The organism is Microbacterium sp. ProA8 (assembly GCF_039905635.1).
GTDB lineage: Bacteria > Actinomycetota > Actinomycetes > Actinomycetales > Microbacteriaceae > Microbacterium > Microbacterium chionoecetis.
The window spans coordinates 592,116-609,791 of record NZ_CP157000.1; the positions used below are offsets into that span (position 1 = coordinate 592,116).

Sequence of the window (17,676 nt, forward strand, 5' to 3'; positions counted from 1 at the left end):
CCTGCATCGCAGGCGGGCGTCGACCTGTGAACGACGGTCAGCCGACGACCGGCTCGGGGTCGACGGCGGTAGTGGTCACCTGCGTTGCGGTTCCCTCGGCGACACCGCGACCGAAGGCACGGCCCTGCATGACCGCCCCGAGGTCGAGACCGGTGGCGGCCTTGACGCTCTCGAACGTGGCCGAGAGGCTCGTCGACTGCTCGCGGGCCAGGTGGGATGCGGCGCTGTCGCCGCCGATCAGCGTGATGCTGCCGACCTTCTCGTATCCCTTGGCGAACTCCGCCATGAGCTGCGGCAGGTGACCGATGATCTCCTTCGCGAGGATCGCGTCCTGGTTCTCGCGCAGGGCCGCGGCCTCAGCCGCGACGGCCTCCGCAACCGCGTTGCCGCGAAGACGGATCGCCTGCGCTTCGGCTTCCGCCTGCACGCGTACCGCTGCGGCCTCGGCTTCGGCCTTCATCCGGACCGCCGCCGCTTCGGCGGAGGCGGACGCCTCACGCGCCTCGGCCTGGGCCTTCACCGCATAAGCATCGGCATCCGAGCGCTCCTGAGCGACCTTGCGGTCGGCCTCGGCGTTCTTCTCGCGCTTGTACGCCTCGGCGTCCGCCGCGATCTGCTGCTGGTAGGCCTCGGCGTCGGCCAGCGTCTGCTGCCGGTACTTGTCGGCGTCGGCGACCTTCTTGACCTCGGCGTCCAGTCGAGCCTGCGTGTTGTTGGCCTCCTGCAGCAGCACGCCCTGCTCGGCCTCGGCACGGGCGAGGTTCTCAGCCTGTTCGGCCTGAGCGTTCGCCCGGCCGACCTCCGACTTGGCGGCCGCGGTGTTCTTGTCGAGCGCGGTCTGCTCGATCAGGTTCGCCTCGTCGGCGGCGAGCTGGCGCTTCTTCACCTCGCGCGTGGCGTCGATCTCTGCGACATCGGCTTCCCGCTTGACGCGCTGCACCTCCTTGGCGCCGAGCGCCGAGATGTAGTTGTTCTTGTCGGTGATGCCCTGGATGGCGAACGAGTCGAGCACCAGACCCTGTGCGAGCAGGTCGCCCGAGATGCCCTGGGCGATCTCGTCGCTCAGCTTCTGCCGGTCCTGCATGACCTGCTCGACGGTGAGCTTCGCCACGACGCCGCGCAGCGCGCCTTCGAGCTGCTCCGTCGTGAAGACGACGATGGCGTCGTCCTGCGATGCGAAGCGCTCGGCGGCGCGGCGCACCTGATCGGGTGTCGAGCCGATCTTCACGAGGGCGACGCCGGTGAGGTCGATCGTGACGCCGTTGATGGTCTGCGCGGTCGGCTCGAACTTGATCTGCCGCGAACGCAGCGACACCTTGTCGGAACGCTGCGTGAGCTTGTTGACGAATGCTCCGCGACCGCTGATGACGGTCATCTTGTTGGCTTCGCCCTCGGTGCTGTCGCGGGCCTTCTTGCCGACGATGACGATGGCCTCGTCAGCCTTCGGCACCTGGTACCAGGCGCGGAACAGGATGAAGCCGATGAGGGCGATGACGAGCACGACTCCGACAGCTGCAGCGATGCCGATGATGCCGAACAGATCCATGGGGGATTCTCCAGATCGGGTCCGCTGAGTGCGGGCCATGCTCTGAATCTATGTGCAGCGCTGCCTGCCCGTGCACGACGGCCGCCGGCCTGTGGATGTCGCGGTGTCTCGCGGACGCCTAAGCCTCGGCGTCGGAAGTGACCTCACGCGCCGTGTCGGCAGGCGCCCGCTGCGCCCGGCTCAGGAGCACGAAGGGCACGGCCACCGCCGAGATCAGTCCACTCCAGAGCATCGACGAGGCGTAGCCCCCGACATCCGCCGCTCGGCCCAGCACCGGCTGGAACACGACCCCGCCGGCGGAGCCGATGAGCGAGTCGAACGAGAGCACGGTCGCCCGCTGCTTCGACGGGATCATGTCGTTGAGGTAGGCGCGGTGCACCGGGTCGTCGATCGCCGAGGCGATGCCCCAGAGTGCCACCAGCACCAGCGCGAACCAGAAGTCGCGCACCAGCCCCAGCCCGATCAGCACGAGCGCGCTCGACACGGTCGCCAGCAGGATCGACGACGTGCGGCGGTGGAAGAGCTTGCGCACCCGCGGGGCCAGCAGGCCGCCGACGATCGAGGCCCCCGACAACAGCGCGGCCGCCAGCCCGGCGATCGAGTAGGCATCCTCGTCGCCCCACAACTCGAGCAGGTACGGCTGCATGGCGTAGAAGACGTAGATGCCGACGCCCGCGGTGAAGGGACTCGTGAGCATGAGCCAGCGCACCGGTGGATCGCCGAGGCCATAGCGGACGGATGCGCGCAGCACGGTGCGGGTCGCCCGCAGGGGGCCCTCGCTGCGGTCGGGCTCGAAGCCGAGATCACGCATCAGCAGGGCGGCGACCACGAACATCACCAGCAGGATGCCGCCGCGGACGAGGAACGGCACGCCCAGGTTCGTCAGCTGTGCGAGCACGCCGCCGAGCACCGACCCGGCGAGCATCGCGACGCCGCCCACGATCTGCGCGCGGCCGAAGACGGTCTCGAGGCTGCCCTGGTAACCGGTCGCCTTCAGGGCGTCGACGAGCCAGGCATCGACCGCACCCGAGAAGAACGTGAAGCCCAGCCCGAGCAGCACCGACACCACCGCCCACGCCCAGAACGGCGACTGCCAGACCCACAGCATCCAGTACAGGACGGTGGTGACCGCCAGCGTGATCGTGCCGAGCAGGTACGACGCCCGACGGCCCACGGTGTCGGCCACGACGCCCGTCGGGATCTCGAAGATCAGCATCCCGGCCGTGAAGAACGCGTTCGCCGAGAACGCCTCGAGGTTGGTGAGGCCCGCGTCGAGCAGGAACAGCGTGTTGATGCCCCAGATGAACGACGCGGCGAGCGTGTTGCCGAGCAGCAGCGTGTAGTACGTGCCCTGCACCCTGCGGGGAGTGGGCAGCGATGGCGCGGCGTTGGTCGTGGAGATGGTGGCACCCCTTGTTCCGTGGGATCTTCGGGCGACACCCGCGACGATATCCGGCCCTGCCGACACCGTCCATGGGTGATGTCGTGCCGTCGCGGCGTCAGCCTCACCACATGCCCGTGTCTACGCCTTTGCTGTTGTGCCTCCTTCCGCTGTCTATCGGGGCGGTTTCGTGGCCCGCCAGTTCATGCAGCCAGGGCGGCTGCTGGTCGATGGTGACCGAACCCGCGCCGACCGAGAAGTACGCGGCGATGGGAGGGCTCGCGACGAATGCGGCCGCGAAAGCACCGGCTCCCTCGACGCGCACGAAGGCGTCGCGCGACCGCAGGTCGCGCATGAGCATGGCGAATGCCTCGGGATCGACGGATGCCGCTTCCTGCGGTGCGAACGGAAGCTGCGAGGCCAGCCGGCCGACGATCTCTTGACGCTGCGATGTCGAAAGCCGAGAGAAAGCGGCTGCGTAGGCCTTGTCGGCGACGCTCGCCGGAACGTTCCCCAGGACGTAGGCGTAGCGGGCGATCTGCTCGTCCTCACTGATCGCCTGCTGTGCGTGCCGCCTCTTCACGACCCCTCCCGCCCGATACGCGTCAGAATACGCGCGCCCCAGCGCTCCGTCGACGGGTGCGCCGAGCAGGCCCGCACCTACCCCTCCAGCACCGCGAGCTGCTGAGTGGCGCGGGTCATCGCGACGTAGCGGTCCACCGCCCCTTCGATGCCTTCGCCGAAAGCGGAGGGCTCGAAGAGCACGACGAAGTCGAACTCCAGGCCCTTCGCGAGCTCGGGCGTGAGCGACCGCACGCGCTCCTCCGGCACGAACGACGCGTCGCCGATCACGACGGCGGTACCCTCGGGATGCCCGGCGAGCCAGTCCCTCAGGATCGCGTCGCGCTCCGCCACCGCGGCGCGCAGCACGGCGACGCCGCTCGAGCGGATCGACGTGGGCACATTGGCGTCGGGGATCGCGGCGCGGATCACGGGCTCAGCCTCAACCATGACCTCGCTCGGCGTGCGGTAGTTGATCGTCAGCGAGGCGATCTCCACGTCCGTGAGGCCGGCCTGCTCGAGTCGTTCCTTCCACGACTCGCGGAACCCGTGCCGGGCCTGGGCCCGGTCGCCGACGACCGTGAAGCTGCGCGACGGGCAGCGTGCCAGCAGCATCCGCCATTCCGCGTCCGTCAGCTCCTGCGCCTCGTCGATGACGATGTGCGCGAACGGCCCCGCGAGCAGGTCGGGGTCGGCCGCGTCGAGCACGGACTCGTCGACGAGGCTGTTGCGAAGATCCTCTCCGTCCAGCCATTGCATCATCTCGTCACCCGCGTCTTTGAGTCGCTCGACGACCTGAGCCATGTACTCGCGTTCGCGGGCGAGCCGCGCGTCGCGCTGCCGCCGACGCAGCGATGCCGCAGGGTCGCCGAGTCGACGCCGGGCGGCATCGAGCAGCGGGAGGTCCGACGTCGTCCAGTCCGACGCGGCCGTGCGCTGCAGCGCGTCGACCTCGTCGGGCGTGAGCCAGGGGGCGCACCGGCGCAGGTAGGCCGGGACGCTCCAGAGGTCGGAGACGAGAACGGATGCCTCGACCAGCGGCCAGGCGCGGGCGAAGACGCGCGTCAGCTCCTCGTTGCGGGCGAGCGCTCGGCGCAGCTGATGCAGCGGCACCTCCTCGCCGTCGGCCTGGTCGATGAGGACGTCGAGCACCGTCTCCCACACCTGATCGCGGGCCTCGTTGTGCGGAGTCCCGGGCTCGGCCGACGCGAAGGCCTCCGTCCAGTCCTGTGTACTCAGCCAGAGCTCTCCCCACGGCGTCTCGATGAGGAGGGGCTCTGTCGGCGGCTCCTCGTACAGGCGGACGGCGGGCTCGATCGCATCGATCATGCGTCCGTCGGCCTTGAGGCGCGCGACAGCGGGGTCGGACTCGACCGCGGCGATGGAGCCCTCCGCGACGAGGTCGCGCAGCGTGCAGGTCTGCACGCTGTCTTCGCCGAGGCTCGGGAGCACATCCTCGACGTAAGAGAGATAGGCCGGGCTCGGACCGACGAACAGCACGCCGCCGCGGCCCTCACCGAGGTGCGGATCCGAGTAGACGAGATAGGCGGCGCGGTGCAGGGCGACCACCGTCTTGCCGGTCCCGGGTCCGCCGTCGACGACGAGGGCGCCGCGCGAACCGGCGCGGATGATCGCGTCCTGGTCGGCCTGGATCGTCCCGAGCACGTCGCGCATGCGCGGTGAGCGGCTCGCGCCGAGGCTGGCGATGAAAGCCGACTGATCGTCGAGGGCGGCGTTGTGGTCGAGCCCCTCGGCGGTGAACACCTCATCCCAGTAGTCCGTCACCCGGCGTCCGGTCCACCGGTAGCGGCGGCGGCTCAGGAGACCCATCGGCTGGGCGTGGGTCGCGGCGAAGAACGGCTCGGCCGCCGGCGTGCGCCAGTCGACGAGCAGCCGCCGGCCGGCGGCATCCGTGATTCCGAAGCGTCCGATGTAGACGGGCTCCGAGCCGTCGGCGGGCACCATGCGGCCCAGGCACGCGTCGACGGAGAACCGGCGCAGCACCCGCAGGCGGGCCGAGAGCCGGTGGATCTCGAGGTCGCGTTCGAGCGCGGCCTGACCGCTTCCGCCGGGTTGCCGGCGCAGAGTCTCGAGGCGGTCCTCGATGCCGGCGATGGACTGGCTGAGGCTCTCGGACAGGGCGGCGAAATGCTGCTCGTCGTCGCCGATGAGGGCGGGATCGGACTTGGCGGAGAGACGTTCGGGCAGGTGGAAAGGGCTGGTCTGGATGGGGTTCACGGCATCTGCTCCTGGCGGATCTCGCGACGCGGCGTTCAGCGGGGAAGGGGCGGGGAGGCGTCGCGATCGACAAGTATGCGCCCCCAGGGGGCCCTTGCCGCAAGGCCCCCTCCGGCCGTTATCCTGGTAAGGGCAGGGAGTTGCGCGAGGCGGACGCGGAGGTCCGCGCCGGCACCTCATCCGCGGGGATCTCACCGGCGTTCGTGGTGCGGCCGTGCGTTTGTCGTGAGCGCGACGGCGCCCTCTGCGCGCAACGTGCCCGGGCGGAGCCCCAGCGTCCATTCGGCGACGTCCGACACGAAGTGCTCGTAGGGCTCCTGCGAGGGCTCGCCGCTGTTGTTGACCGACGCGCTCTGGCCGTCGACCGCCATCAGGATGCGCGTGCCCGCGACGTACGGATCGACGTCGGCGAACTCGCGCGCGGCGACGCCCTGCTCGATGATGTCGACGATGCCGGCCTGGTTGAGCGCCTCCTCTTCGACGAGCGCCTCGTTCAGGGCGGGGCTGAAGCGCGACAGGTGGCGCGCGTTCAGCCAGAGACGCGCGAGATCCCACGATTCGTGGCTCTCATACCCGGCGACGAGCCGCGCCAGTCGCTCTGTCGCGGTGCCGTCGCGGCGGAAGAGCTGCGCGCGCTCACCCGAGGCCGCGCGCACGAATGCGGCGACCACCAGGTCTTCTGCGGCGGGGAAGTAGTGGGTGATCAGGCCGGGGCGCACGCCGAGCCGGTCGGCGACCGCACGCAGCGTGATGCGCTCGAGGCCCTCGGTGAGGGCGATGTCGGCGGACGCCGCCAGGATCTCCTCCCGGCGTTCCTCGGGGCGCTTGCGCACCCTCCGAGGCTCACCGCTTGACACCATGCGATCCATGCTATTGGATGTGTGACCAATAACCTATTGTTCGTGCGACCAATAGGCGGCCGCATCCCGAGCAACGAAGCCGCGGCCCGACGACGTCGTCGGGCCGACCGAGAGGATCACCCGTGACACAGCAACCGCAGACCGCGCAGGCATCGCCGTCGCAGACGGAGTTCGTGGATGCCGCGACCCAGCCGGAGACGCGGGGCATCGAGCTGATCGGCGCCGGCGAGCGCCACGGCCGTGCGCGCGATCTCTTCTTCGTCTGGGCGGCGCCGAGCGTCAGCATCCTGAACTTCACGATCGGCGCGACCCTCGTGCTGCTGGGACTCGAGCTGTGGCAGGCGGTGCTCGTCGTGATCGCCGCCTCGGCGCTCTGGGTGCTGCCTGGCACGATCGCGATCAGCGGGCCGGCGGCCGGCACATCGGGTTCGGTCATCACGCGCGCGATCTACGGCATCATCGGCAACAAGCCCGTCGTGGCCTTCACCGGTTGGCTCATCGGGGCGGTGTTCCTCGCGCTCAACTGGCTCGCGTCGTCGTTCCTCGGCGCGGGCCTGCTCGCCGGCATGGGTCTGACCGACCCGGTGATCGTGCCGATCGTCGTGACCCTCGTCATCTCGGCGCTGACCGTGCTCGTCGCCGTGTACGGGCACGCGCTCATCCTGCGCGTGTACTCGTGGCTCGCCATCGTGCTGGCCGTCATCTTCGTGACCGTGGCGGCGTTCCTCCTGCCGCAGGTCGACCTGGGCTTCCAGCAGCCCGAGCCCCTGTCGGGCGTGCCGCTGTGGTCTGCCATCACGATCGGCTTCACGATCATCGCCTCCGGCCCGATCTCGTACATCAACAGCCCCGACATCGCCCGCTACCTTCCGCGCTCCACGAAGGCGTCGCACATCATCGCCGCGACGGCGCTCGGCGGGGCGCTGCCGGGCATGGTCTTCACCGTGGTCGGCGCGCTCCTCGCGACCGCGGTCACGGGCGAGGCGATGGATGCCGGCATCGAATCCGCGCTCCTGGGCCTGCTGCCCGGCTGGCTCGGGCCGGTGCTCGTCATCGGCGTGATCGCGAACACGATCGCGCTCAACGGCATGACGACCTACACCTCGAGCATGGCGCTGCAGGCGATCGGCCTGCCTATTCGCCGCATCCCGGCCGCGATCGTCGTCGGCCTGATCGGCACCGCGCTCACCGTCTACCTGGTGCTGTCGACGAGCCTCCTGGATGCCGTCAACCTCATGCTGCAGTTCCTCGTGATCGTCTCGGCACCCACGATGGCCGTGTTCGTCGCCGACGTGCTGCTGCGCCGTGGCCGCTACGACGGCGCCGACCTCTTCGACGAGGAGCGCGGGGGCCGCTTCTGGTACAGCGGCGGCTGGAGCATTCCCGGCATCGCGGCGGTGCTCATCGGCGGCACGGCGACCGCGCTGTGCCTGTCGACCGAGGTCTGGACCGGACCCATCGCCGAGAGCCTCGGCTACGTCGATCTCTCGGTGCCGGTCGGGATGGTGGTGTCGGTGCTCGTCTACACGGTGCTGCTCCGCACGCCGCTCGGCAAGGCGGGGCGACCCGACGCGAGCTGAGGGCCGGCTCCGCCTCAGAGCGCCCTTCCGCCGCTGGCGGGAGGGCGCTGCGCATTCGTCAGGACGCGCGGCGCCAGCCGGCGAGCGTCGTCAACAGGTCAACCGCGCTTCCACAGGAGGTTGGAACGATCCAACCTCCTGCGCAAGGCCGGTTGACCTGTTGGCGGAGAAGGATTGGGGAGGGAAGCCGAGCGGTGACGGATGCTGCCGGATCCGTCCGTGGACGGACCGGGCGAGCCCGCACGGTACTTTTGAACCCTGGTTCACCAGCCGCGAACACGGGAGGGGCGACGATGCCGGACCTCGATCCCTTGTCCGTGCGCGCCCACGGCAGGGCGGCGAACGCCCGTCCCGCGGCAGCCGATGACCCCATGGTCTCGCAGCGCCCCGCGGCGGCCCAGGGGCCCGTGGCGATCATCGGTGACGGGCGCGTCGGGCGCTCCATGGCGGCGGCACTCCGCGCGGCGGGGGTCGACGTCCGCGGTCCCCTCGGGCGAGGCGCGACCGGCGATGCGGCCGCCATCGTGCTGCTGGCGGTTCCGGATGCTGAGATCGGCGCGGCCGCACACCTCATCGCCCCCGGCCCGCTGGTGGGGCACTTCTCGGGTGCGACGACGCTCGAGCCGCTCGCCCCGCACGAGGCGCTCAGCATCCATCCCCTTATGACCGTGGCCGGCGACCGTGCCCTTTTCGACGGCGTGCCTGCGGCCGTCGCGGGCTCCACGCCTCGCGCACTCGAGGTCGCCGCGGCCATCGCGAGGGCCCTCGGCATGACGCCGATCGAGGTCGCCGATGCCGACCGGGGGGCGTATCACGCGGCGGCGTCGATCGCGTCGAACTTCCTGGTGACCCTCGAGGGCTTCGCCGAGGAACTGGCCGCGACCGCCGGCGTGCCGCGGGACGCCCTCGCCCCGCTCGTGCACGCGACGGTGGAGAACTGGCGGGCCCAGGGTGCGGCATCCGCCCTCACGGGTCCCATCGCGCGCGGCGACGAGGACACGGTCGCCCGCCAGCGCACGGCGGTGGCCGAGCGGATGCCGCACCGCCTCGCCCTCTTCGACGCCCTCGCCGACGCGACCCGCGACCTCGCGGCGACGCGCAGACCCGCCCGCGACCTCGCGACCGGCGCCCGCCCTGGGGAGGAGCCGTGGTGACCGTCGTCCGCACGATCGCCGACCTGCGCAACGCGCTGCGCGATCGACGCAGCGGCCGCATCGGCCTGGTGCCGACGATGGGCGCACTGCACGAGGGGCACCTCACGCTGGTGCGCGCCGCCCGTGCCGACAACGACACCGTCGTGATGTCGATCTTCGTGAACCCCACGCAGTTCACCGAGCAGGCCGACCTCGCCGCCTACCCGCGCACCGAGGAGCGCGACGTCGCGCTCGCCGCCGAAGCGGGCGTCGACGTGGTCTTCGCGCCGGACCCCGCAGAGATGTACCCCGCCGGCTTCTCGACCACTGTGAGCGTGACCGGCCCGGTCGCCGAGACCCTCGAAGGCGCGCAGCGCGGCCGCGCCCACTTCGACGGCGTCGCGACGGTCGTGACGAAGCTGCTGCTCGCCGCGTCGCCGGATGCCGCCTACTTCGGCGCGAAGGACGCGCAGCAGGTCGCCGTGCTCCGGCGCCTGACCGCCGATCTCAACGTGCCGGTGGAGCTCGTGGTGTGTCCGACGTCGCGCGACGACGACGGCCTCGCCCGCTCGAGCCGCAACGCCCGGCTGTCGCCGGACGAGCGCGCCCGGGCGCTGGCCATTCCGCGCGCACTGCAGGCGGTGACGGATGCCGCGGGCTCCGGCATCCGCGATCCCCGATCGCTGCGCGACCGGGCACTGGACGTGCTCGCCGAGGGGATGATCGCGCTCGAGTACGTCGCGTTCGTCGACCCCGAGACCTTCGAGCCGGTTCCCCTCGTGGATCGCCCGACGCTCGTGGCGATCGCCGCGCGCGTCGGCGCCACCCGGCTCATCGACAACACCGTGATCGACGCAGGAGGTTCGTGATGCGCCCGCAGGTGACGCTTCGGCGGCTGGAAGAGATGAAGGCCGGCCGTGAGCCCATCGTCATGGTGACGGCCTACGACTACCCGACGGCGCGCGTCGCCGAGCGGGCCGAGGTCGACATGGTGCTCGTCGGAGACTCCGGAGCGCAGGTCGTACTCGGCTACGACTCGACGGTGGCGGTGTCGATCGACGAGATGCTGGTGCTCGCCCGCGCCGTGCGCCGCGGCGTCCGGTCGGCATTCGTCGTCTGCGACCTGCCCTTCGGCTCGACCGAGGTGTCGGACGAGCAGGCCGTCGCCACGGCGGTGCGGTTCGTCCGCGAGGCGGGCGCCGACGCCGTCAAGCTCGAGGGCGGCGGCGAGGCGCGGCTGAGCCGCATCCGCGCGATCGCCGCGGCCGGCATCGCCGTCGTCGCGCACGTGGGGCTCACGCCGCAGACCGCGGTCGCGCTGGGTGGGATGCGCGCGCAAGGACGCACGGCCGACTCCGCCGCGCGGTTCGCGCGCGAGGCCGTCGCCGTGCAGGAGGCCGGCGCGAGCATGCTCGTGGTCGAGGCGGTGCCGGCCGAGGTCGTCGACGTCGTGCTGCCGGCCCTCGACATCCCCGTGATCGGCATCGGCGCGGGCCGCGCCGACGGCCAGGTGCTCGTGATGCACGACCTCCTCGGCATCACCGAGGGCAAGACCGCGGCGTTCGTCAAACGCTTCGCCTCCGTCGGCGACGAGATGGCCGGCGGCGTCGCGGCATATGCCGCCGAGGTGCGCGGCGGCGTCTTCCCGGGAGCCGAGCACGGGTACAGCGCGAACGAGGCCGCGGTCGCCGCGGCGCGCGAGGCGCTCGGCGGCAACGCGACGGACTGACGCCGGTCAGCGGGGCGCAGGGCCCGTCGACTCGCGCCAGATGACGCGGTGCAGGCCCCGCTTCTCGGGCGGAGCGGGCTCGTCGCGCAGCGCGGCGATCAGGCGTGTCATCGCGCGCGCGCCGAGCCCCTCGAGGTTGATCTCCACCGTCGTGAGCGACGGGCTGAGCAGGCGGCCGAGGTCGTGGTCGTCCCAGCCGGTGACGCTGAGGTCGTCGGGCACCCGCCACCCGCGGTCGATCGCGCCGCGGATCACGCCGCCCGCGACCAGGTCGTTCGCCGCCACCACGGCCGTCGGGCCGCCGCGGTCGGGGAGCGCCTGGACCGCAGCGATGCCGTCCTCGGCCGACCAGTCGCCCTCCGCCACGCCGAGGGACTCCAGACCCAGCTGCGCGAGCGTCTCGAGGTAGGTGTCGCGGCGAGCGCGTGCCGAGGCGAACTGGAGGTCTCCGGTGACGTGCAGGAAGCGGCGGTGGCCGAGGTCGGCGAGGCCGCGGATGAGCTCCGCGATGGCGGAGGCATCCGCCAGCTCGCCGATGCCGCGCATCTCGTCGTCGAAGTCGGCCGACGCGACGATCGGGGTGCCGCTCGAAGCCTGCAGCTCGGCGGACGCCAGCACGGGGGCGAACGAGACGATGCCGTCGACCTGACCCGAGTCGGCGAGCTCGGCGACCCGCCGGGTGCGCTCCTCGGCGCCGCCCTCGAGGCTGAGCACCTCGACCGCGTATCCGGCCGCATGCGCCGCCGCGCCCGCCCCGGCCAGCATGCGGGCGGGACTGTACGCGAGCGTCGGCACGATCACCGCGAGGCGGCCGGTCTGGCGGGTGCGCATCGATCGGGCCACGAGGTTCGGGCGGTAGTGGAGCTGCTCGACCGCCGCCTGCACGCGGGCCTTCGTCGCGGGCTTGAGGCCGTCGGGGGCGCGGAAGTAGCGCGAGACCGTCTGGTGGGAGACATCCGCCAGGCGCGCGACCTCCATGATCGTCGGCCGGCGGTGCGGTGCGGTGTCGGTCACGGGTGCCTCCTCGGAGCTCCATGTTGACACAGTTCGTGAACCTTCACTATTCTCGACCTCGCACGAAAGTGATCGATCACTAAGTGAAGGTTCACGCGGTTGCACCGCACCGCGATCCAGTGAAAGGACAATGATGTTCACGAGCAGGAAGAAGCGCGCCGCCGGCGCCCTCGTCATCGCCGGCGCCCTCGGCGTGGTGCTCGCCGGATGCGCGGGAGGGTCCGCGCCGGGCGAAGCCGCGTCGACCTACGACCCCGACGAGAAGGTCGAGCTCGACTTCGCGTTCTGGGGCAACGACGTGCGTGCCGAGCTGTATGACGAGGCCATCGCGGCGTTCAACGAGGAGTACCCCAACATCACGGTGGACGCGACGTTCCTCGCGTGGGACGAGTACTGGGAGAAGCGCCAGACCGAGGCGGCGGGCAAGGATCTGCCCGACGTCTTCCAGATGGACATGACCTACGTCCGTCAGTACTCGGAGAACGGCCTGGTCCTCGACCTCACGCCCTACCTCGACGGCGTCATCGCGACGGACGGCTACGAGCAGAACGTTCTCGACATCGCGAAGGTCGGCGACGCGACGGTCGGCATGCCGATCTCGACGAACGCACTGGGCATGTTCGAGAACCCGACCCTCATCGAAGAGGTGGGCGTCGAACCGTTCGGCGGCGGCGACTGGGACGACTACGACGACTGGCTCCGCACCGCCCGCGAGGCGGCCGAGGAGTCCGGCATCGAGGCCTGGGGAGCAAGCAACCCCACCGGCTTCATCCAGACGTTCGAACTCGCGCTGCGTTCCGACGGGAAGTCACTGTTCACCGAGGACGGGGAGGTCGGCTTCACCAAGGAGGAACTCGCGGAGTTCTGGGACCGCGGCGTCGAACTGCGCGACGAAGACGTCGTCACCCCGCAGCAGCGCCTCGAGGAGCTGGCACCGATGTCGGGATTCGACGCGGCCAAGCAGCTCACCGAGATCACCTGGGACAACTTCGGCGCCGGCTACCTCGCGAACCTCGGTGCGGCATACCCCGAGGTGAACCTCGTCGCACCGCCGGTGACAGAGGAGGGCGCGAAGGACCTGTACATGAAGGCCGGCATGCTGATGTCGGGTGCGGCGACGACGGAGCACCCCGAGGCGGCCGCCACGTTCATCGACTTCATGGCGAACAGCCCCGAGGTCGGTGCCATCTTCGGCACGAACCGCGGCATGCCCGCGTCCGAGACGCAGCGCGACGGCATCGAGGTGGATGCGATCGCCCAGCAGATCCTCGACTACGAGGAGTCCATCGCCGACCGTCTCGGCGACCCGCCGCCGGTGCCAATCGTCGGCTACGGCTCCATCGAGGCGAAGTTCAAGGCGCTGGGCCAGGAGCTCGGCTTCGGGACGGTCACGGTCGACGACGCGGTGGATCAGCTCTTCGCCGAGATCGACGTGATCCTCAACCAGTAGCCGAGCGGCCATCCGTCCGTCGTCCGCCTCGCGGACCTCTCCTCGAACGACAGGAGCATCATGCCTTCGCCCACTTTCCGTGTCGGGATCATCGGCACCGGCGGCATCGCCCACGCCCACGCCGAGGCGCTCAGGAGCCTGGCTCCGCGCGTCGAGATCGCCGGGGTGGTCGACCTCGACCGCGATCGCGCGCAGGAGTTCGCCGAGCGGTTCGGCGTCGACCGGGTCCATCCGGACGCCGCCGCGCTCTTCGCGAGCGAGCGGCTCGATCTCGTTCACATCTGCACGCCGCCGCAAACCCACACGCCCCTCGCCGTCCAGGCGATGCGCGCGGGTGTACCGTCGCTCGTCGAGAAGCCGACCGCGCTCAACCTCGGCGAGGTGGATGAGCTGGCGGCGGTGCAGGCCGAGACAGGCGTGCCGGTGCTGACGGTGTTCCAGCACCGCTTCGGCGCGGCGGCGCGTCACCTCAAAGCGCTCGCCGAGGCGGGCGAACTGGGCCGGCCGCTCGTGGCCACGTGCGAGACGCTGTGGTATCGACCCGACGAGTACTTCGATGTGCCGTGGCGCGGGCGATGGGATGTCGAAGGCGGCGGTCCCACCATGGGCCACGGCATCCATCAATTCGATCTGCTGTTCGCGATCTTCGGCCGCTGGTCGCAGGTGAGCGCGTTCGCGGCCCGGCAGCTGCGCCCGACCGACACCGAGGACGTCTCGACGGCACTCGTGCGCTTCGAGAACGACGCGCTCGCGACGGTCGTCAACTCGCTGGTCTCACCGCACGAGACCTCGCGGCTGCGCTTCGACTTCGAGTACGCGTCGGTGGAGGTGCAGCACCTCTACGGGTACACGAGCGAGGACTGGACGTTCACACCGGCCCCCGGCCACGAGCACCTCGCGAGCCGTTGGAGCGGGGGACTCGACAGCGGATCGAAGAGCGGTCACCTCGACCAGCTGCGCGCGATCTTCGACGCGCTCGAGGCCGGGGAGGCGCCGGGCGTCGACCTCGCGGAGGCCCGGCACACGCTCGAGTTCGCGGCGGCGACGTACGCGTCGGCGTTCCGCGGCACCACGATCGACGCCGGCGAGCTGGCGGGCGACGACCCGTTCGTCCGCTCGATGAGCGGTGGGGCCGTGCCCTGGGCGCCCGTGAAGGAGGTCCTCGTATGAGCGCCCTGCGCGTCACCCACGAACTGGGCTCGTCGGTAACCGTCCGCGACGGCGACGTCGACCTCTTCACGTACGTCTACCAGCCGTCGACGGCACCGCTGGAGTCGCCCAAGCCGTACCTGCACCCCCTCCGCACGCGCCGCGGCGACCTGGTCAGCCTCTTCCGTCCGCACGACCACGTGTGGCACAAGGGCATCGCGTGGTCGCTGCCGGTCGTGAACGACGAGAACTTCTGGGGCGGCCCGACATACGTCCACGGGCAGTTCTACGTGCAGCTGCCCAACAACGGCGTGCAGCAGCACGAGGGCGCGATCGACCTCGCGGCCGGCGACCGCGCGCGCATCTCGCACGAGCTGCGCTGGATCACCGAGGCGGGCGCCGTGCTCTTCGCCGAGCAGCGGGAGCTGACCGCCGAGGTCGTGTCGGACGAGGCGTGGGCGCTCATCTTCGACACACGGCTGACCAACGTGTCGGGCTCGCCGATCGCCATCGGATCGCCCACGACGAGGGGACGCGAGAACGCCGGCTACGGCGGGCTGTTCTGGCGGGGACCCCGCTCGTTCACGAACGGCACGGTCGTCGCGCCCGGCGCTTCGGGTGCGGGCGACGACGTGCGAGGTTCCCGCCACGAGTGGATGGGGTTCGTGGGCCGGCACGACGACGTCGACGCCACCTCGCTCGTGCTGATGCTCGACGACGCGTCGAACCCGCACCACCCGCCGCAGTGGTTCGCGCGCTCGGAGGAGTTCGCCGCCCTCAACCCCGCGCCCTTCTTCAGCGAAGAGGTCGTCGTCGCGCCGGGCGAGACGGTGCGCTTCCGGTACGCGGTCGGCATCGCCGACGGGGGAGCGGAGGCCGCGGAGCCCCTCGCGGGCGTTCTTCGCGGCATCCTGGAACCGGTCGCTGTCTGACGGCCCGAAAGGAACGCCATGCCTCTCACCCCGCCGAGCTTTCCCGGAGCGACGTCCGTCACGCTGCTCGACGTCTACGACGACGCCGCGCCCGACGGCCTGCACGGCGGCAGCCCCCACATGCACCTCGCCTCGACCGAGTGCTACGTCGTGATCGGCGGCCGTGGTGAGCTCCACACGATCGACGCCGGCGGTGCCCGCGAGACTGCGCTGAGCGAGGGATCGGTGGTGTGGTTCACGCCGGGCACCATCCACCGCGCCGTCAACCACGGCGATCTGAAGGTGCTCGTGGTCATGGGCAACGCCGGGCTGCCGGAAGCGGGCGACGCCGTCATGACCTTCCCGCCCGACATCGTGGCCGATCCCGAGCGGTACGCCGGGGCGGCGACGCTGCCGGCAGAACCGCTGGAGGCGAGGGCGGATGCCGCGGCCCGGCGCCGCGACCTCGCCGTCGAGGGCTATCTCCGGCTCCGCGCGGCCGTGGACGCCGGCGATCCGGCACCTCTCCGTGAATTCCACGCCGCGGCGGCGGCCCTCGTGAGGGAGCGCGCGGCCGCGTGGACCGGGATCGTCGAACGCGGTCCGGTCGCGCAGGCCGCCCACAGCCTCGACATCACGCGGGCGCTCGCCCGCGGCGACGCCGCGCACCTCGCCTTGGCGGCGATCTCCGAGGCGCCGGCGCTGACCGGCGAGCGCGGCTTCGGCATGTGCGGACGCCTGAGCGCCTACGACGTGAGCGATCCCCGCGCGCTGCGCTGACCTCGGACGGTTCCGGATGCCGCGGGCCCCAGGACCCGCAACTCCCGGACCGCACCTCGCGACAGCGAGCGGTTGGGGGCCGATGTCCGGACAACGCCGGATGCCGCGGGCCCCAGGACCCGCAAATCCCGGACCGCACCCCGCGACAGCGAGCGGTTGGGGGCCGATGTCCGGACAACGCCGGATTCCGGGGCCCCGTAGCCCGCAACTCCCGGACCGCACCGACGCGGCATCCGGAATCGATCAATCCGCTGAGAGAGCGCGATGAACCCGCCGAAGCCGCCGGGGAGGGGTGCGCCCGGGCCCTAGGCTGGGTGGCACAAGGGGAGTACTCCCGCCTGCGGCACGCTCGTCACTACGGATCCAGCGCCGGATCCCGGGTTGCCGGCCCTTCGGGGTGGAGGAGACCTTGGCGATCTTCGTCTCGCCACGTCTCCGACAGGAAGGAACCCCTATGGGCTCGCTCAACCGCATCTTCGACCTCGCCGCCAAGGCGCTCGACTCGTCCGGCTCGTCGTCCTCGACGCGCGGCGGAAGCCGCGACTGGCGCTCGATGGTCCGCGATGTCGCGGGCGCGGTCACCGGTGACGGCAAGCCGGCAGCCACCTCTCCCGCTCCGGACGGACGGATGCCGCACGCCTCACAGCCGCCGGCGCACCACGCCGCGCCGGGCGTCGGGCTGACCCCTCCGCCGGCGGCCGGCTCGTGGGCCCCCAGCGGCCCCGCGGCGGCTCCCGCCGCGCCGGCCGGCACCGCACCCACCGCTGCGGACCGCGCGGCCATCGCCCGCTACGAGTACCTCCTCCAGACGTCGGACCCGCACCAGGTCGAGGCGATCCACCGTGAGGCCTTCGCCCGCCTCACCCCGCAGCAGCGGGCGCAGGTGCAGGCGGGCATGCGGTCCGAACTCCGGCCCGCCGAGCAGCCGCGCACGGCGGAGGCCCCCGACCTCGCGCGAGCCGCCGCCCGCACCGAGGCCCTGCGGCCCGGAACGATGGCGGGACTCCTCGCGCGCGTCGGACGCTCCCGCTCGGGGGCACCCGGCGGAATGGGCCGCAGCGCCGCTCTGGTCGGTGCAGGCGGAGTGCTCGGAGCCGTCGCGGGCGCCGCCGTGGTGAGCACGGTCGCCGCACCGATCCTGGCGCAGGCCGTCACCTCCGGCATCGACTTCGATGCGATCGCGAGCGGCGTCGATCTGGACGCCATCGCAGGCGGTGTCGACTTCGGAGCCGCCGGCGACCTCGTCTCGGGCGCGGGCGAGACAGTCTCGGGCCTCGGCGACCAGCTGTCGAACTTCGAGCTCCCCGGGCTCGGCGACTTCTTCGGCAACTGAGCGCGCCCGCC

The 17,676-nt window shown here is 71.3% G+C and carries 15 protein-coding genes; 9 read left to right on the plus strand and 6 right to left on the minus strand.

Annotation, left to right across the window (positions count from 1 at the left end):
- Positions 1 to 37 precede the first annotated feature (37 nt).
- The 5 genes from ABG085_RS02630 to ABG085_RS02650 form a co-directional block, all read right to left on the minus strand.
- A complete protein-coding gene (locus ABG085_RS02630) occupies positions 38 to 1,546 on the minus strand; it encodes an SPFH domain-containing protein (RefSeq protein ID WP_347977897.1) in 1,509 nt (502 codons plus the stop codon).
- A gap of 118 nt (positions 1,547 to 1,664) precedes the next feature.
- Positions 1,665 to 2,903 carry an MFS transporter gene (locus tag ABG085_RS02635; RefSeq protein WP_347977898.1) on the minus strand — a complete coding sequence of 413 codons (1,239 nt, stop codon included), beginning with the start codon at positions 2,901 to 2,903 and terminating at the stop codon, positions 1,665 to 1,667.
- Between the two features lie 148 nt (positions 2,904 to 3,051).
- Positions 3,052 to 3,510, minus strand: a complete 459-nt coding sequence (locus ABG085_RS02640; RefSeq protein ID WP_347977899.1) for a hypothetical protein — start codon at positions 3,508 to 3,510, stop codon at positions 3,052 to 3,054.
- 77 nt (positions 3,511 to 3,587) lie between these two features.
- On the minus strand, positions 3,588 to 5,726 hold the full coding sequence (helR, locus tag ABG085_RS02645; protein ID WP_347977900.1) for an RNA polymerase recycling motor ATPase HelR: 2,139 nt from the start codon (positions 5,724 to 5,726) through the stop codon (positions 3,588 to 3,590).
- Between the two features lie 191 nt (positions 5,727 to 5,917).
- Complete coding sequence (locus ABG085_RS02650) at positions 5,918 to 6,559, minus strand: TetR family transcriptional regulator (RefSeq protein WP_347977901.1); 642 nt, start codon at positions 6,557 to 6,559, stop codon at positions 5,918 to 5,920.
- 149 nt (positions 6,560 to 6,708) lie between these two features.
- Here ABG085_RS02650 and ABG085_RS02655 point away from each other — a divergent pair, with 149 nt between their 5' ends.
- From ABG085_RS02655 to panB, 4 genes are all read left to right on the plus strand, one after another.
- Positions 6,709 to 8,166 carry a cytosine permease gene (locus ABG085_RS02655; RefSeq protein WP_347977902.1) on the plus strand — a complete coding sequence of 486 codons (1,458 nt, stop codon included), beginning with the start codon at positions 6,709 to 6,711 and terminating at the stop codon, positions 8,164 to 8,166.
- Between the two features lie 293 nt (positions 8,167 to 8,459).
- Positions 8,460 to 9,320: a DUF2520 domain-containing protein gene (locus ABG085_RS02660; protein WP_347977903.1), complete on the plus strand. Its 861-nt coding sequence runs from the start codon at positions 8,460 to 8,462 to the stop codon at positions 9,318 to 9,320.
- Complete coding sequence (panC, locus tag ABG085_RS02665; RefSeq protein WP_347977904.1) at positions 9,317 to 10,168, plus strand: pantoate--beta-alanine ligase; 852 nt, start codon at positions 9,317 to 9,319, stop codon at positions 10,166 to 10,168. Before ABG085_RS02660 ends, panC begins: the two co-directional genes overlap by 4 nt.
- The gene (gene panB, locus ABG085_RS02670; protein ID WP_347979265.1) at positions 10,168 to 11,028 is read left to right on the plus strand and encodes a 3-methyl-2-oxobutanoate hydroxymethyltransferase; all 861 of its coding nucleotides are present in this window, start codon (positions 10,168 to 10,170) and stop codon (positions 11,026 to 11,028) included. The genes panC and panB overlap by 1 nt, the downstream gene beginning before the upstream one ends.
- A 6-nt stretch (positions 11,029 to 11,034) precedes the next feature.
- Here the strand turns inward: panB and ABG085_RS02675 are convergent, their stop codons facing one another.
- On the minus strand, positions 11,035 to 12,042 hold the full coding sequence (locus ABG085_RS02675) for a LacI family DNA-binding transcriptional regulator (RefSeq protein WP_347977905.1): 1,008 nt from the start codon (positions 12,040 to 12,042) through the stop codon (positions 11,035 to 11,037).
- A 133-nt stretch (positions 12,043 to 12,175) separates the two neighbouring features.
- Here ABG085_RS02675 and ABG085_RS02680 point away from each other — a divergent pair, with 133 nt between their 5' ends.
- The 5 genes from ABG085_RS02680 (at position 12,176) to ABG085_RS02700 (ending at position 17,665) form a co-directional block, all read left to right on the plus strand.
- Positions 12,176 to 13,492 (plus strand): extracellular solute-binding protein, encoded by a 1,317-nt coding sequence (locus tag ABG085_RS02680; protein ID WP_347977906.1) that lies wholly within the window; start codon positions 12,176 to 12,178, stop codon positions 13,490 to 13,492.
- A 60-nt stretch (positions 13,493 to 13,552) separates the two neighbouring features.
- Entirely contained in the window at positions 13,553 to 14,662 is a 1,110-nt protein-coding gene (locus ABG085_RS02685; RefSeq protein ID WP_347977907.1) for a Gfo/Idh/MocA family oxidoreductase, read from the plus strand.
- Complete coding sequence (locus tag ABG085_RS02690; RefSeq protein WP_347977908.1) at positions 14,659 to 15,573, plus strand: PmoA family protein; 915 nt, start codon at positions 14,659 to 14,661, stop codon at positions 15,571 to 15,573. Before ABG085_RS02685 ends, ABG085_RS02690 begins: the two co-directional genes overlap by 4 nt.
- An 18-nt stretch (positions 15,574 to 15,591) precedes the next feature.
- A complete protein-coding gene (locus ABG085_RS02695) occupies positions 15,592 to 16,332 on the plus strand; it encodes a cupin domain-containing protein (protein ID WP_347977909.1) in 741 nt (246 codons plus the stop codon).
- Between the two features lie 454 nt (positions 16,333 to 16,786).
- The gene (locus ABG085_RS02700) at positions 16,787 to 17,665 is read left to right on the plus strand and encodes a cation-transporting ATPase (protein WP_347977910.1); all 879 of its coding nucleotides are present in this window, start codon (positions 16,787 to 16,789) and stop codon (positions 17,663 to 17,665) included.
- Positions 17,666 to 17,676: the final 11 nt, after the last annotated feature.